We start from the raw sequence: 14,571 nt of genomic DNA, 5'->3' as shown, positions 1-14,571 counted from the left end.
AAGGGTCCGTGTATGTACGATTTCGTCGTCGTCGGCGTCGGCCCGCCGGGGGCGAGATTCGCCCGTCGGGCGGCCGAGAACGGCTACGACGTGCTCGCCCTCGAGAAGGGGTCGATCGGCGAGCCACTGGCCTGTTCGGGACACGTCAGTACCGATATCTGGGAGTTTGCCGGCGCGGGTGCCCGCGAGGAACTGTTGCAAAACGAGGTTCGCGGTGCTAGGTTCCACGTCAACGGACCGGGAAGCGACGCCTACCCCTTCTACAAGGACGAGGTCGTTTCGAACGTGATCGACCGCGTCGGACTGGACCGCCACCTCGCGGAACTCGCGCGGGAGGCGGGCGCGGACGTTCGAGACGAGCACACCGTCACCGCCGTTCGCGAATCGACCGGTTCCGTCGAAGTCGACGCGTCGGGACCCGACGGCACCGAGACGTTCGAGGCGAAGATGGTCGCCGGCTGTGACGGTCCGCGTTCGAGGGTTCGAGACGCGCTTTCGTTGCCGGAACCGGACGAATTGCTCCACGGCGTCCTCGCGTTTTCGGACGAGGCGGATCGCGAGGACTTCGTCGACGTGCATCTCACCGCGCCGCGATTTTTCGCGTGGCGGATTCCCCGCGGCGACGCCGGCGTGGAGTACGGCCTCGCCGCACCGCCGGGGGTACAGGTCAACAAACACTTCGAGGAACTCGTCGACGGCTACGAAGTCGACGTTTCACACCGGTGTTCGGGGGCGATTCCGATCGGCCCGCCGGACCGGGTTACGTCGCGTCGGGGCTTCCTGCTCGGGGACGCCGCTGCCCAGACGAAACCGTTCACCGGCGGCGGCATCCTCTATAGCATGACCTGTGCCGATCACGCCGCCCGCGAGATCGATCCCGATCGCCCGACGACGCTCGCGGCCTACGAACACACCTGGCGCGAGGACCTCGAGCGCGAACAGCGACTCGGCCACCTCATCCGGCGAGCCTATTCGCTGCCCGAACCCGTTCAGCGAATCGGCCTCGGCGCGCTTTCGGGCGAAATCGGCGTCCACATGGACCGGCCGACCTCCGCGTTTTCGCTCGAGCACGTTCAGGCGATGGTCTCGAGTCTGCGTCGATAATTCGATTTACCGGTCCGTCGAAAATCATCCGCTCGGAACGTCGCTCACGTTCCCCTCGAGTTAGCCGTTCGGTTCGTCGGCTGCACCGACCAGTCCACAGACGATGTTCTGCGGCTCGAGGATTTCCTCGCCCGACACCGCGTTCGGGTCCAGTAGTAAAATCGTGTCCTCTGGCATTCCTTCTTCGACGAGAACGTCGTGACCGAGACTGCCCTCGAGATCCTCGGCGTCGTCGATATCACTCTGGTCGGTCTCGAACAGGAGTTCGGCGTTGAGCGATGAAAGAACGAGCACGAGATCCCCAGTATCGGTGGTTTCGACCGCGTACACCTCGAGCAGCGACTCGATTCCCTCGTAGCTCACCTGCTCGAGGGATCTGATCGTGACTCGTTCCGTGTCGGACCCCGCGGCGTCTTCCGACTGGGTTCGAACACGTGCGGATAGTTCCTCGAAGTCCGTACTCGAGTCCATACCGAACCGTCGCCGCGTGGGACCAAGTCGCTGTGCCCGGCTAGTACAGGCGTGCATTTCTCTCCTCAAAGTTCGGTCTCGAGCGGTGGTGCCGACGACAAAAGCTTTGGCGGTAGGTTTCGAACTGGTGTCAACGAAGGTGTATGAAGGATATTTTGCAGACTGCGGCTGTACTGGTGGGATCGCTGATCCTATTCGTCCCGCTGACTGCTGTGACGGTCCTCGTCGCGGTAAGTTCGCTGTGGATCGTCGTAACTGGTGATGCGTTCCCAAACGGACCGGTCTCTGCGACCGCTCTGTTTGTCGCCTTGCTTCTCGGCTACGGCACCGCGATGGAGATCTGTCGCGTCCGGTTACACGGATTCGGCCAACTCCACCGCGGGACTCGAACCCGACGGCTCGCTCGACATGGGATGTTGGGCGTCGTCGCGTTCGCTGCAGTCGTCGCTCTCGGTCGGATCCTGCTCAACGCGATATCGTTCGGCCTTGCGAACAACGAACCGGCAATTATCGGCCTCGCTGTCGCAGGACTGTTAGCGCTCTCGTGGGTCGGTGTCCGCTCTCTCACCGCGTTTCGCGCGGGAACCCGGCGGTTCCGGAACGGCACGTCGGGGTAAGAAGCCCTCGAGTTCGGTCGATTCCCACGCAGCTACGATCCGATTGGGATCTCCCCTGCAACGCCCTGCGGCCTACTCGTAGTCGGGCAATCGTGCCGACTGATCCGACCCCTCGACGAACGGGAGCGGTTCCCGCGTTGCGGGCACCTCCTCGCCGTCGACGCGAACCGTCACCTCCTCGGCCTCGAGGCCGTACTCCACCGTCGCGAGCGCGATCGGGTGCTCGAGCATCGGGCTCACGTCGGCGCGGGTGATCTCGCCGACGGCGTCGTCGCCGTCGAACACGGCCGCGCCGCTCGCGGGAACTGGTTGGTTGCTCTCGTCGTTCTCGCCGGCGTCACCATCTTCGCCCCCCTCGTCTCCGTCCTCGGATCGAGCTTCGAGCGAAAGCCCGATGAGGCGTTTGCTCGGCCTTCCCCGGTTCTCGACCCTCGAGACGACCTCCTGGCCGACGAAACAGCCCTTCTCGTAGTCGACGGCGTGATCGAGTCCGAGGACGTTCGGAATCCGTCCCTCGAGTTCGGTCTCGAAGAGGGGTGAGCCTGCCTCGAGCGAGAGCGTGTCCCAGGTTCGGTAGCCGAAGGGCGCGGCGTTCAGTCCCTGATTCAGGAGGGTGTCGTAGACGGCCGCCGCGTCGTCGGCGCTGCAGATCACCTCGTAGCTCTCCTCACCGGTGAGCGCGTCCGTCCGAATCACGGTCACGCCCTCGTCGCCCATCGACCCGCGGACGAACGCGTAGCGCTCGTCGGGCGTCGACGATCGGTTCAACACGCTTGCGACCTTCTCGGTCGCCTTCGGACCGTGAACCCCGAAGGTACCGTACTCGTCGGTCGCGACGCGAATCTCGACGTCTTGGATGAACACCTTCTCGGACCACTCCGATGCCAGTTCCTCGGCGTGGGCGGGCGGGGTGAACAGGAGCAGTCGCTCGCCCGCATTGTAGACGTAGAGTTCGACCTCGATACCGCCCTGTGCATCGAGGACGAGCGCGTAACAGCCCTCGCCGTCCTCGCTCGGCACGCGATTCGTGACGACGTTGTCGACGTACTCGAGGCGGTCCGCTCCCTCGATCACGATGACGCCGTAGGCTGATTCGATCAACCCGACCGCGTTTCGAACGGCTCTGTGTGCCCGCTCCGGCCGTCCGTAGTGTTCGACGACGGTTCGTCCGCCCCGGTCGCCGAACGTCGCCCCGTGGTCCTCGTGTCGCGACTCGATAACGGTCATAGGAAAAGAGACGGGCCAGACGATATCAGGCGTTTCGATCTCTCAAGTCCACTGGCGGATTCTCGAGAGCGATAATCGACTGCTCGAGTCCGGTGCTCGGTTCGATTGGGTGTCGGTGCCTAGAACGGAAGCCGCTCGCGGATCCACTCTCCGAGTGACGACTCTTCTTGCTCATCCTCGTCCGAAACGTCGGGAACGACTCGATCGTCCGGCTTGATAACCGCTCTCCCGCCAGTTCGGTCGACGTCGATCAACCCGTCGTCCTTGAGCGTCGCCAGCGCGTCCTCGAGTTCGTCGATTTCGACGGAGACGGCCGCGCGAAGCTCGAAGACGGTCATGCCGTCCTCGAGGTTGTTGACGAGTTCGTCGAGTACCGCCACCTGCGTTCGCTCTCGATTCCGGTACTCCGACTTCGCTTTCATCCAGTATCGTATTTGTCGACCCGGGATTTGACGTTTGCCGTTCTCCGAGATCGTTGTGAGTGTATTTTCGACTGTGTTCTGGGTCCTCGAGATGATCGTCCCCCTCTCTGACTCGGTGAGTCGTCTAGCCGTCAACGAGTATACTACTTGCAGTACGTTTTTTATGCCGTAACTAGATACGATTGGATAATGGTACTGCGATGTTCGCTGCTCGGTCATAACTACGGTGAGCCCGAAGTCGATCGCGAGCGCGAAGAACGGGGCAGCGAAGTCGTCCTCACTGTCACGGAGTTCGAAGCGTGTCAACGCTGCGGTGAGCGAAACGTCATCAGCGAGAACACGGAGGTGACGAGCATCGGTCCCGGTGGGGCATCTACTCGCGCTCCTGACGGGGCTGACTCGTCGGCGGATCAGGCCGGTTCCGCTCCCGGTAGCTCGAGCACAGACCGAGATGCCGGATCGAATCCCGGGCCGACCGCAGTCGGTTCTGCCGACGGTCGAGCCGAGCCGACAGCTGCAGGGCCCACAACTTCGGCGGCGTCTTCGGGGGAAGAGACCGAAGCGGCTGCAGCGAGCGACGACGAGGAACTCGAGGTTCCAACGGACGAAAACGGCGACCCGATCGTCGACGACGGGGAGATCCTCGAGGACGACGGAACCGACGCGAACGCTGGTGACCGACGCCACGGCGAGTGGCCCGACTCCGAAGACGTCGGCCCTCCCGTCGAAACGTCCGACGAACCGACCGCCTGGCCCGACGACGAGCAGGACAGTGGAGAGGCCGACGATGCCGACGGGTTCGAGGACCGATCGGCGGCGGTCGAGGACCAGCCCGAAGACGACGCAGTGATCCTCGAGAGCGGTTCGGATTCCAGTTCGGATTCGGGTTCTACGACCACCGAAACCGGAAAACAGTTCGATTACAGCGTCGATTCGACCGGCGGATCGGATACGAACTCCGAGGAAACGCCCGAGGCTGTTACCGGTGTGAACACCGTACGGCCCGACTCCGAACGCGAGTCGGCTCCCGCGGAATCGACCCGCCCCGAAACCGGGATCGCCAGCGCTCAAAGCGCGCCGGCTCCGGGTGAGGGGTCGCCGACGGACGGCTCGAGTACGGAGTTTTACTGTCCGCAGTGTAGTTTCGTCGCGCCGGGAGACAGCGGTTCGCTCCGCACCGGCGATATCTGTCCGGAGTGCAAAAAGGGCTACCTCGGCGAGCGAAGCGCCTAAAACGGCGACGTCTGCGGGTCTTCTCGAGATATAGGCAGAGTCGAGTTGGTATGTTGGGGAACGGCCGTGTTGGTCGAAGATCATATACTGACACGCGAATAACCGCCCCGTATGCACCCGTCTCGATTCGTGACACTCTGTTTTATCTATAGCGGAGCAATGTTGCTGGTAACCCAGACGATGATCTATCGTCCGGATCTCCGTATCGCCGTGGTCGGGAACGCTGTGACGGCTCTCTGTCTTCTGTTCGTGGGAGTGTATAGACTGTATTCGGAGCAGGAAGAAAAACGGCCCGCGGAGTATGGTTTGTTCGCCTACGGAATGGCCTTCTCCTCGCTTCTGGTCACGACACTCTTTCTGGTCGGGCTCTCTATGCTCTGACGGTAGCGAACGCGGCACCCGTTTCGGCCTCGAGAGCGGTTACCGGCCTCAGTCCCATCACGCGGCGACATCTCTGGAGTCGATATCGTTCGGCGACCGCCCTCGAGTCGCCGAATCTGCGGCTTCAGCAGCCGGGTAGTATGAAAAGAGGTAAACACGCAGCCGTATATCTCCAATCCATGAAGGAGTACAAGATGCGACGTGGTGAACACCTCGAGGATCGGATTCCGGACATGGAAGCCACGGTCGAGGAGTACTTCGGACCAATCACCGGCACCGAGGAGTACAAAGGAAGCGATCTCTACGTCATCGGGGAACCGGACAACCCGGTCTTCGAACGGATCGTCGTCGGTACGGTCGAGTACTCCGGCAAGAAGGACAAACTCGGCGTCGATTTCGTCGAACGCGACCCCACCGAACTCGGCCCCGACGAACTCGAGGCCGCCGGCGACGCCGTCTCGGCGAAAAACGAGTTCCTCCTCGAGGCGACCGCTCGAGACGCCAAGTCCCGACGCGATTCGTTGAAACGCTCCGTCGAGGACGATCCGGACCACGACCTGTAGATTCGTGTTTTCGTTCCGTTTCGATTGATCCACTCTCGAGAGCTATCGGTCTCGAGTTCCTGTCCGTCTCGTCCTCGCTATCGGCGTTTCCCCTTCGAAATAGCTAACACACCGCCAGCGTAAGCCACGACAATGGAACTACAGGCGTTCGTCTTCGCGACGGCGATCGCACACGCCGGGTTCGCCGCGTTCGTCGTCGCTCACGCGTACTGGACTGATCAGGAGTCCGGCTACTGGCCGTATCTCACGCTCGCGTTCGGGCTCGCGGGGCTGGCCGGCTACTTCTTTTACGACGAACCGCGATAGCGGTTTTTAGCCCGCAAGGGGTAAAATCAGTGAGCGGATATTCTATCTCAGATATCGCTACGAATGATAATTATATCATAGAACAAGATGTCAGCGTATGACCAGCAATGCTGACTGTCGACGGAAATTTCTGTGTAAGAGCGGAGCCGCACTTGCCGTCGGACTGGCCGGCTGTGCGAGCCGTATTCGGAACACGAGCGACGACGCCGCTAAACTCGTCCCTCGCTATGATCCGGACGACGAACATCAACTGATTCGAGTCGCCGTGTCGGTGGAGACCGTCGTCGCGAGTACGATCCCGGAACCGGAGTCGTCGCCCGACGGTCCGGGATCGGCGTACGTCTTCGAGCGGTCGAGCGAAACGTGGGGTCAGGAGGCAGAACTCTCCCTTCCCGAGGACGCGCCGGAAGACGAGTTCGGGGATCCGATAGCGATAGACGGCGATACCGTGCTCATCGGATCGTGGTACGAGGACACGTCGGAAGAAGGGCTCTCCGGAACGGCGTACGTCTTCGATCGGTCGGGCGACGGAGGGTGGAACCAACGGGCACGACTCGTTCCCGATGTCGACGACTCGGAAGGGAATCCGTCTAGACACGTACACGCAATCGCTATCGACGGTGACACTGCGATCCTGGGGTGTCCAGCCACTTCCGCCGACAGCGGCGAGTGGCAGGGATCGGCATTCGCGTACCGGCGGACGGACGAGGGTTGGCATCAACAGGCCGAACTCGTCCCCGACGACAGCGACGGCGGGAACGAGTACGGCCACTCGGTGGCACTGGCCGGCGATGTCGCGTTGATCGGCGCGCCGACGAGCGATACGGCGGCCGGTGCGAACGCAGGGGCGGTGTTCGCGTTCGAGCGGTCGAACGGCGAGTGGGTTCAACGGGGGAGACTCGTCGCGAACGACGATGGCGCCGGCGACAAGTTTGGCTCCGCCGTCGCACTCTCGGAGCGGACTGCTCTCGTCGCCGGTAATGACGATACCGATACCGCGGGATCGGTGTCCGTCTTCGAGCGAAACGGGAACGCGGGCTGGAGCCAGCGGACGACGCTCCTCACCGGCGGCGAATCCAGCTGCATCGGAACAGTCTCCCTGGAGGGAGAGACGGCACTCGTCGGCGACGCCTGCCAGAATTCGACCGCCGTCTTCGTCCGGACGGACGACGGCTGGGACCGGCGGGAGACGCTCGTCGCCCCTAACGGTGCGGGGGAGACCTTCGGAAACGCCGTCTCGTTGTCCGACGATACCGCCGTCGTGGCAGACTGGCGGCAATCCGTCGAGGGTGGTTACGGCGCGGCATACGTGTTCTCATTGTAGCGATCGGTCGGTCCCGAACTGGACGGTTCGATCAAGTCCATATTCTGAGCGCGCACCGCCGTCTCGAAAACGGATTCGAACGAAAAACGACGGCGTCGGATCGAGCAATCAGGCCAGGAAGACGTGTCTTGGTCGGTCCGCCAGAACGTCGCGCCCGAATTCGACGGTCTCGGAGAACGCGTCGCTCCGGAAGAACGCCATCGCGTCCTCGCGGGAGTCCCAGCGACTGGCGATGAACATGTCGAGTTCGTTCTCGCGGTTGACCAGCAGATCCGTCTTGCGGTGACCGTCCATGTCCGCGAGCACGCCGGCCACGTCGCCGAAGGTGTCGACGAAATCCCCGTGGTGCTCGTCCTTGACGGTGTAGAACATCCCCATCGTTCCCCAGGAATCCGACTCGTCGTCGCCGGCCTGTCGGACGATTTCGGGTAGGTCGGAGAGGAACCCGGCCGCGGTACTCGCCGCTCGTTCGGTCTCCCAGAGGCTCACGACCGCCGTCTCGGCGTCGTCGCTCGAGCCCTCGTAGACTGCCGTCTTCACGTGCGTGTCGTAGTGATCGAAGTTACTCCGCAGACCCTCGACCTCCTCGAAGAGTTCGTCGGAATCGGCTTCCGAGTAGAGGACGACCGCGTGGACGTCCTCGCCGTGTGGCTGGCCCGCGTAGACGCCGACGTCCTCGAGTTCATCGCGGATGCTCGCATCGTCTTCGTCGCCGTGACCGGACCCGCCACCGTGGTGGCCGCCTGCGCTCGAGTCGCCGTGTCCGTCCGAACTGTCGTGGTGCCCGCCCGAACCGCCGTGGTGTCCGTCGTCACCGCCGTGGTGATGACCGCCCTCTCTCGCGTTTCCATGTCCGCCGTGGTGGCCGTGACCCGAACTCGCGGCCTCCTGCGGGACGAACTCGCCGGCGAGGTACGCGCCGAGGTTTTCGGGTGCGAACCGTCGCCCGAAGAGGAATCGGCCGAACTCGCCGAAGCGCGAACTCGAGGGGTCAAAGCGCATCTCGTAGAGCAGTTCCTTGATGTCGGTCGGGTCGTCGCCGAAGAGCGTGACGCCCCACTCGAAGTCGTCAAGACCGATGCTGCCGGAGATGATCTGCGTGACCCGTCCGGCGTACTGCTTGCCGATTTCTCCGTGGCCGGACATGTACTCGGCCCGTTCCTCGAAGGAGAGGTCGTACCAGTTCCACTCGTCGTCGCGGCGCTTGTCCATCGGGTAGAAGTTCGCGTACTCGTAGTCCGGAATCTCGGGTTTGAGCCGCGATTCGATGTATCGAGCGATCCCGGTGTCTTCGACCTCGCTGTCTTCCTCGAAGTACTCCTCGGACATGTACCCCGAGACCTCCGTCACCGAGACGTAGGAGTCGACCTGCTCGGTGAACTCCGCGAGCGCGGTGTGTTCGAACCGTCGCTCGAGCACGTCGAGATCGGCCGGCGACGGGCGTAGATGCAAGAACATGAGGTCGGCCTTGTGGCCGAGGATTCCGTACGTCGCCGAGTCGCCCTCCCCGGCGTCCTCGAGTCGTTCGCACGCCGAGAGGTACTCGATCCCTTCCTCGATCGCCTGCTGGCGGCGACGTTCGGGGGCGTCTCGCCAGGCGTCCCAGTCGATCGACCGGAAGTCGTGAAAGACGTACCAACCCTCGTCGGTCTGTGGCGGTCTGCGTCGTTCCATGATACGGGGTTAGGACGGGATCGCTAAGAAGGACAGGGTTTTTGTCGGCGTCGGGGCGACGCCGGGCGACGATTGCGGTGACCGAAACCATTTACGGCCGTCGAGTCAACTCGGAGTTATATGCGGAAAAGTGGGCCGCCGAAGGGACTCATCGCCTATCTCGTCCTCGAACTCCTCGAGGAAAAGCCCCGGTACGGCTACGAGATTCTCAAAGAGATTCGCGACATCAGCGGCGGTCACTGGGAGCCCTCCTACGGCTCCGTCTACCCCATCCTCTACAAATTCGAGGAGAAGGGCTGGGCCGAGCGAATCGAGCGCGAGGACGAACCCGACCGGAAGTACTTCGAACTCACCGACGCCGGCCTCGAGGAACTCGAAGAGCGGCGCGCGAGCGGCTCCGAAAAGGCTCGAGACTTCGCCGACGTCATCCTCGGGTTCTTCCACGTCTACGCGGCCTTTTCGACGGACGACCGCTTCGAGATCCCGGACCTCGAGGGCGAGTGGCGCTTCGACGAGGAATTCAGCGCCTGGGTCGTCGAACAGGTCGTCCGTCACCACGAGCACTACTTTGATTCCGAGTTCGAACGCATCGAGGACACGCCCGAGGAGTTCTACGAGCGCCACGGCGTCGACCACGACGACGGGTAATTGGGGTACGTATGCGGATCAGTCGTTCGTGTGGGTTTGCTCGAGTTTCTGTGGTCAATACAGGATAAGGCGCCTCCCCAACCGACTCGTTCGCTCGCAGGCTCACGGTGGTTCAAGAGACCGACGACCTCCCGAACGTACTATTGAACGCTTCTTAAGCGAGCATGCCCGGCGCGAACAGCATCGTGAGGAAACTCACCAGCATGGTCACGCCGACGACCGTCGTGACCGCACGAATCATGCCTCGAGTCGCCTCGAACGGTAACCGGGAGGCGATCGCTTCCGTGCTCGTCCGGAGGATGTGGCCCCCGTCGAGCGGGAACGCGGGGACGCAGTTGAAAAAGCCGAGCTGGACGTTGATCCACCCGGTCCAGAAAAGCAGGTTCGCGGCGACGAACACCGGGCCGTCGCCGAACGCCGCAAGCGCTCCCTGGGCCTCGTAGAAGTTCTGGACGCCGCCGGTGAAGCCGGCGAAGTTGAACGACATCAGCGGTGTGATTCCGATGATCGGCAGGAGCAACACGAGGGTGGCCTTCCCGAGGAACGAGTCGACTACCCCGCCGAACCTATTGTCCTGATCGCCGCCGAGAATCGCGAGATAGTCGCCTGCGGGGTAGTACTGCACGCCGAGGTCACTCATCGAGATCCCCGAGGCTTCCTCGAGCGTGCTCTGTGCCCCGATCAGTCCGTACTCGAACTCCGGATGTTCGTCGAGCGTCACGTCGTACTCGACGCGTTCATCCCCGACGTAGCCCGAAACGGCAACTTCCTGGTCCGGTTCGGTCTCCTCGAGGAAGGTGCTGAGGTCGGCCGTCGACTGGATGCGTTCACCGTCGAGTGCGGTGATCGTGAGCGGTTCGTCCGTCGGCGCACCCGCCTCCTCGAGCGGTGCGTCCGCTGCTACTTGGATCGTTGCACCGATCGGTACGTCCTCGAGGTCGACGGTCTCGCCGCCGTTACCGCGTTCGACAGTGAGCGTTGCGGTTTCAGCGTCGCCGACGGCGTCGTAGAACCCGGCCTCCGTGCCGACAGCTTCGCCGTTGACCTCGAGGATCGTATCGCCGACGCCGACATCGGCGGGTCCACCCTCGATCGCAGCGGTTACAAGTAACGAGCGTTCTACGGTCTTCGTTTCCTCGCCGTTGAGTTCGACCTCGATTTCCTCGCTGTCGGTCTCCGCGAGAAGATCCTCAAGATCGCCGTTGGATTCGACCGCCGTGCCATCGATGGCGGTGATCCGGTCGTTCGCGCCGATATCGGCGTTCGCTGCGGGAGAGTCGGGTGCCGAGCCGGCGATCGTCGCGCCGGGCGCGACGGCGATCGAGCCGGCGACCGGGCCGAACAACAGCGCGAACGCGATGATCGTGATCGCGAAGTTGTTCGTCACGCCGGCGGCGAACATGCGCGTTTGCCCGCCGCGACTCGCGTTTCTGGAACTCTCCTGTTCGGGTTCGACGAACGCGCCGATCGGTAACAGCGCGAGCATCGCGACGCCCATCGATTCGATTTCGATGTCTTCGACGCGACAAAGCAGCCCGTGTCCGCCCTCGTGGACGACCAGCCCGACGAGCAATCCGAACACGATGCCGGGCGTCGCAGAGAGCGGGAGGAAGTCGTTGACGCCGGGAATCACCAGCACGTTCCGCGGCGTCTGTATGCTCGAGGGTTCGGGCGACGTGATCGCGCCGAAGGCCGCGAACAACAGGAAGACGAACATGCTTCCCATCACGACGATGGCGATGCCAACGCCGAAGTTGGCCCAGGCCCGCCAGAATCGCTTCGGGCCGGCGAGCCAGTCGAGAAACGCCCGTCCACGTTTCGTGTGAATCGTCAGAATTGGCCCCTGCGTTTCGACGTACGACGGTAACAGTCCCCGTTTTTGTATCGCGATGATCCCGAGCCAGTACGCCGCGATACCGACGAGGATCCACGACACGATTCCGCCCGACGTGATCGGCTCGAGAAACGCGGGCGACGCGGCTTCGAGGGGACCGTACTCCATTATCACTCTATCGGGGTGGCGTTCTCAAATGGCTTTTGTCTGTGATCGCCCACCGGTCGGTGAGCGAACAGGCGCTTGTGGGGTCGGCTGTCTCTACTCTATCGCTCGCGTCGCAGGCGGGCGACGACGAACTCCCGATCCACTTTCGCGAGGAACGGACCGAGTTTCGGCCCCTGGTCCTCGTCGAAAAAGAGCCGGTAGCCCGCTCCGAAAAAGGAGCCCATGTCGACGTCGTGGCGCTTTGCGGTCTCGTAGATCTCCTCTTGAATCTCGTCGGGGCCGTGGCCCTCCTCGATGAAGTCCGCGAGCTCCGCGAGCGCGGTTTCGATCGTCTCGTCGAAGTCGTGGTCCGGAATCGCTCCGCGCTTGAGTTCGTAGTCGAACTCGTTTTCGGTACGTCGCGCCCAGTTGCGGGCCTGCTCGACGCGAGCGAGCGCGTCCTCGATGGCCTGTTCCGATGCACCCTCGGGAATGTGTCCTTCCCGCCGGGCGATCTCTTCGCGAAGTTCCGGATCGTCGGTCATGCCGAGCACCGCGGCGAAGGTGTACGGAAGCCGGATCCGGTCCTCGTTCGGTTCGTCCACGACCAGCGGGTAGACCCGCTCTGCGAACGCCGTTTCGTCCTCGTCCGCCTCGACCTCGCCGTAGTATACGGACTCGAACCGATCGAACTCGTCGACCAGCAGGTCGAGTCGTTCGACGCTGAAGTCTCGAGCCTTGCTCGGATCCTTCGCGAAGAAGTATCGGAGCACTTCCGGTTCGATCAGATCGAGCACGTCGGAAACAAGAATCACGTTCCCCGCCGAGGAGGAGAACGGCTCGCCGTCGAGCGTGAACCACTCGTAGACCATCGGAACGGGCGGTTCGATGCCGAGAACGTTCTCGGCGACGTCGACTCCGCTCGGCCACGAGCCTTCGGCATGGTCCTTTCCGAACGGCTCGAAATCGACGCCCAGAGCCTGCCACTGGGCCGGCCACTCGAAGCGCCACGGCAGCTTCCCCTCGCGAAGCGTTGCGGTTCCCTCGTGGCCACAGCCCTCGATCGTCTGGTCGCCGGCGTCCATGTCCGTACAGCGGTACTCGACGGTTCCGGCCTCGAGGTCGATGGCAGTTACCGTCTCCGTGATCTTGCCACACTCCTCACAGATCGGGTTGAACGGAACGTACTCGCCGTTTTCCTCGACTTTGTCCTGGTACGCAGAGAGCACCTCGCGGGCGGTGTCGCGGTTTTCGAGGACGTGTCGGGTAACTTCCTCGAGATCGCCGTTTTCGTAGAGTTCGGTGGTCGAGACGAACTCGATCGGCACGTCGACGGCCGCCGCGCTGTCTCTGATGATCTGGGAAAAGTGGTCGCCGTAGGAGTCACAGCACCCGAAGGGGTCGGGGATGTCGGTGTAGGGCGAGCCGAGGTTTCGACCGAGCGCGCCGGCGTTTACCTCGCCCAAATCGACGAGGTTCCCCTCGAGGTCACAGAGCGTCCGCGGCAGCCCTCGAAGCGGGTCGCGGTCGTCGCCGGTGAACACCTGCTCGACCTCGTGGCCGCGTTCCCGGAGGACTTCGGCGACGAAGTAGCCGCGCATGATCTCGTTGACGTTGCCGAGGTGGGGCACTCCGGAGGGCGAGATGCCGCCTTTGATAACGATCGGCTCCTCGGGATCCCGAGCTTCGACGCTGTCTGCAACGTCGTCGGCCCAGAACGCGTGGTGCGTTTCGTTCCCGTCCTCGCGCTGGAGGGTGTAGGGACTGTCCGGTTCGGTCGTTTCGTCGGCGTCGTTCGATTTAGTCGATTCCCCGGTATCGTGCTGTTCGATCGGTTCTGCGGCATCGTCCGGCGCGTTCGATCCGGGACTCATTGCTCGTCGCTCGCCCAGTAGGTCGGCTCCTCGCCCGCCCGCTCCGGAATGACGTCGGTGCCCTCGTGTTCGCCGCGTCGAACGGCCCGTGCGATTCGCTCCGGATCGGTGCCGTCGAGGACGATCGTTCGCATTCCCGACCGCTCGATGATCTTCGCCGCCAGCAGGTCGACCGGCGCGGACGCTCCCGCGTTCATCTCGAGGCCGGCGATCACGTCGACGAGTTCGTTCGCGGTGAGTTTCTCGTACTTCGTCGCTCCGTCGGTTTCGTTCGGATCGTCGCTGTAGACGCCCGAAACGCTGGTCGCGTAGATCAACAGGTCCGCGTCGACGTATTCCGCGAGGGCCGCGCCGACAGCGTCGGTCGTTTGGGCGGGTGCGACGCCGCCCATGACGCAGATATTTCCTCGGTGTAACGCCTCGCTCGCCTCCTCGTAATTGTGTGCGGGCGCGGTGACTGATTCTTCGCTAAGCGCGGCGATAAGCAACCGCGCGTTCAACCGGGTGACGTCGATCCCGAGCTGATCGAGTTCGATCTCGTTCGCGTCGAGTTCGCGAGCAGCGCCGATGTAGTCCCGAGCGACGCCGCCGCCGCCGACGACTGCGCCGACGTGACACCCTTCCGAGACGAGCGTTTCGACGACGTCGGCGTGTTCTGCGACTCGAGCCGAACCTGGGTCGGGCACGAGAACGCTGCCACCGATAGAAACGACCACTTTCATACTACAGCGGTGTAGCGTAGTGGC

General features: G+C 63.1%; 15 protein-coding genes. 8 read left to right on the top strand and 7 right to left on the bottom strand.

The window, feature by feature from the left end:
* Positions 1-12 precede the first annotated feature (12 nt).
* Complete coding sequence (locus tag HALLA_RS12325; protein WP_049953636.1) at positions 13-1,104, top strand: geranylgeranyl reductase family protein; 1,092 nt, start codon at positions 13-15, stop codon at positions 1,102-1,104.
* Between the two features lie 60 nt (positions 1,105-1,164).
* On the opposite strand, the gene HALLA_RS12320 is transcribed toward HALLA_RS12325, so the two are convergent.
* A complete protein-coding gene (locus tag HALLA_RS12320; protein ID WP_049953635.1) occupies positions 1,165-1,575 on the bottom strand; it encodes a hypothetical protein in 411 nt (136 codons plus the stop codon).
* Between the two features lie 143 nt (positions 1,576-1,718).
* Between HALLA_RS12320 and HALLA_RS12315 the strand changes: the two genes are divergently transcribed.
* Entirely contained in the window at positions 1,719-2,192 is a 474-nt protein-coding gene (locus HALLA_RS12315) for a hypothetical protein (RefSeq protein WP_049953634.1), read from the top strand.
* 72 nt (positions 2,193-2,264) lie between these two features.
* On the opposite strand, the gene ygfZ is transcribed toward HALLA_RS12315, so the two are convergent.
* A complete protein-coding gene (ygfZ, locus tag HALLA_RS12310) occupies positions 2,265-3,419 on the bottom strand; it encodes a CAF17-like 4Fe-4S cluster assembly/insertion protein YgfZ (RefSeq protein ID WP_049953633.1) in 1,155 nt (384 codons plus the stop codon).
* Between the two features lie 119 nt (positions 3,420-3,538).
* A complete protein-coding gene (locus HALLA_RS12305) occupies positions 3,539-3,841 on the bottom strand; it encodes a DUF6432 family protein (protein WP_049953632.1) in 303 nt (100 codons plus the stop codon).
* Positions 3,842-4,030: 189 nt separating this feature from the next.
* Here HALLA_RS12305 and HALLA_RS12300 point away from each other — a divergent pair, with 189 nt between their 5' ends.
* The 5 genes from HALLA_RS12300 to HALLA_RS12285 all read left to right on the top strand — a co-directional run bounded on the left by HALLA_RS12300 (position 4,031) and on the right by HALLA_RS12285 (position 7,648).
* Positions 4,031-5,074 carry a DUF7093 family protein gene (locus HALLA_RS12300; protein ID WP_049953631.1) on the top strand — a complete coding sequence of 348 codons (1,044 nt, stop codon included), beginning with the start codon at positions 4,031-4,033 and terminating at the stop codon, positions 5,072-5,074.
* A 159-nt stretch (positions 5,075-5,233) separates the two neighbouring features.
* A complete protein-coding gene (locus HALLA_RS12295; protein WP_049953630.1) occupies positions 5,234-5,455 on the top strand; it encodes a hypothetical protein in 222 nt (73 codons plus the stop codon).
* Positions 5,456-5,634: 179 nt separating this feature from the next.
* On the top strand, positions 5,635-6,018 hold the full coding sequence (locus HALLA_RS12290; RefSeq protein WP_049953629.1) for a DUF5611 family protein: 384 nt from the start codon (positions 5,635-5,637) through the stop codon (positions 6,016-6,018).
* Between the two features lie 132 nt (positions 6,019-6,150).
* Positions 6,151-6,324, top strand: coding sequence for a hypothetical protein (locus HALLA_RS21090; protein WP_169732138.1), 174 nt, complete (start codon positions 6,151-6,153; stop codon positions 6,322-6,324).
* Positions 6,325-6,421: 97 nt separating this feature from the next.
* A complete protein-coding gene (locus HALLA_RS12285; protein WP_049953628.1) occupies positions 6,422-7,648 on the top strand; it encodes an FG-GAP repeat protein in 1,227 nt (408 codons plus the stop codon).
* Positions 7,649-7,756: 108 nt separating this feature from the next.
* On the opposite strand, the gene HALLA_RS12280 is transcribed toward HALLA_RS12285, so the two are convergent.
* Complete coding sequence (locus tag HALLA_RS12280; protein WP_049953627.1) at positions 7,757-9,322, bottom strand: heme-binding protein; 1,566 nt, start codon at positions 9,320-9,322, stop codon at positions 7,757-7,759.
* 120 nt (positions 9,323-9,442) lie between these two features.
* On the opposite strand from HALLA_RS12280, the gene HALLA_RS12275 reads away from it, so the two are divergent.
* Entirely contained in the window at positions 9,443-9,970 is a 528-nt protein-coding gene (locus HALLA_RS12275) for a PadR family transcriptional regulator (RefSeq protein ID WP_049953626.1), read from the top strand.
* A 154-nt stretch (positions 9,971-10,124) separates the two neighbouring features.
* Here the strand turns inward: HALLA_RS12275 and HALLA_RS12270 are convergent, their stop codons facing one another.
* From HALLA_RS12270 to pyrH, 3 genes are all read right to left on the bottom strand, one after another.
* A complete protein-coding gene (locus tag HALLA_RS12270) occupies positions 10,125-11,972 on the bottom strand; it encodes a site-2 protease family protein (RefSeq protein WP_049953625.1) in 1,848 nt (615 codons plus the stop codon).
* Positions 11,973-12,070: 98 nt separating this feature from the next.
* A complete protein-coding gene (gene lysS, locus HALLA_RS12265; RefSeq protein WP_084569008.1) occupies positions 12,071-13,825 on the bottom strand; it encodes a lysine--tRNA ligase in 1,755 nt (584 codons plus the stop codon).
* Positions 13,822-14,547: a UMP kinase gene (pyrH, locus tag HALLA_RS12260; protein WP_049953624.1), complete on the bottom strand. Its 726-nt coding sequence runs from the start codon at positions 14,545-14,547 to the stop codon at positions 13,822-13,824. Before pyrH ends, lysS begins: the two co-directional genes overlap by 4 nt.
* Between the last annotated feature and the right edge of the window lie 24 nt (positions 14,548-14,571).

This window comes from Halostagnicola larsenii XH-48 (assembly GCF_000517625.1).
Lineage (GTDB): Archaea > Halobacteriota > Halobacteria > Halobacteriales > Natrialbaceae > Halostagnicola > Halostagnicola larsenii.
The sequence above is the reverse complement of the archived record's forward strand: the minus strand, read 5'-3'. Positions and strand labels throughout refer to the sequence as shown.

What these genes read in the sequence shown, in the direction of transcription:
- HALLA_RS12325 (WP_049953636.1), top strand. Translation starts at nt 13, where the DNA reads ATGTACGATTTCGTCGTCGTCGGCGTCGGCCCGCCGGGGGCGAGATTC.
- HALLA_RS12320 (WP_049953635.1), bottom strand. Translation starts at nt 1,575, where the DNA reads ATGGACTCGAGTACGGACTTCGAGGAACTATCCGCACGTGTTCGAACC.
- HALLA_RS12315 (WP_049953634.1), top strand. Translation starts at nt 1,719, where the DNA reads ATGAAGGATATTTTGCAGACTGCGGCTGTACTGGTGGGATCGCTGATC.
- ygfZ (WP_049953633.1), bottom strand. Translation starts at nt 3,419, where the DNA reads ATGACCGTTATCGAGTCGCGACACGAGGACCACGGGGCGACGTTCGGC.
- HALLA_RS12305 (WP_049953632.1), bottom strand. Translation starts at nt 3,841, where the DNA reads ATGAAAGCGAAGTCGGAGTACCGGAATCGAGAGCGAACGCAGGTGGCG.
- HALLA_RS12300 (WP_049953631.1), top strand. Translation starts at nt 4,031, where the DNA reads ATGGTACTGCGATGTTCGCTGCTCGGTCATAACTACGGTGAGCCCGAA.
- HALLA_RS12295 (WP_049953630.1), top strand. Translation starts at nt 5,234, where the DNA reads ATGTTGCTGGTAACCCAGACGATGATCTATCGTCCGGATCTCCGTATC.
- HALLA_RS12290 (WP_049953629.1), top strand. Translation starts at nt 5,635, where the DNA reads ATGAAGGAGTACAAGATGCGACGTGGTGAACACCTCGAGGATCGGATT.
- HALLA_RS21090 (WP_169732138.1), top strand. Translation starts at nt 6,151, where the DNA reads ATGGAACTACAGGCGTTCGTCTTCGCGACGGCGATCGCACACGCCGGG.
- HALLA_RS12285 (WP_049953628.1), top strand. Translation starts at nt 6,422, where the DNA reads ATGACCAGCAATGCTGACTGTCGACGGAAATTTCTGTGTAAGAGCGGA.
- HALLA_RS12280 (WP_049953627.1), bottom strand. Translation starts at nt 9,322, where the DNA reads ATGGAACGACGCAGACCGCCACAGACCGACGAGGGTTGGTACGTCTTT.
- HALLA_RS12275 (WP_049953626.1), top strand. Translation starts at nt 9,443, where the DNA reads ATGCGGAAAAGTGGGCCGCCGAAGGGACTCATCGCCTATCTCGTCCTC.
- HALLA_RS12270 (WP_049953625.1), bottom strand. Translation starts at nt 11,972, where the DNA reads ATGGAGTACGGTCCCCTCGAAGCCGCGTCGCCCGCGTTTCTCGAGCCG.
- lysS (WP_084569008.1), bottom strand. Translation starts at nt 13,825, where the DNA reads ATGAGTCCCGGATCGAACGCGCCGGACGATGCCGCAGAACCGATCGAA.
- pyrH (WP_049953624.1), bottom strand. Translation starts at nt 14,547, where the DNA reads ATGAAAGTGGTCGTTTCTATCGGTGGCAGCGTTCTCGTGCCCGACCCA.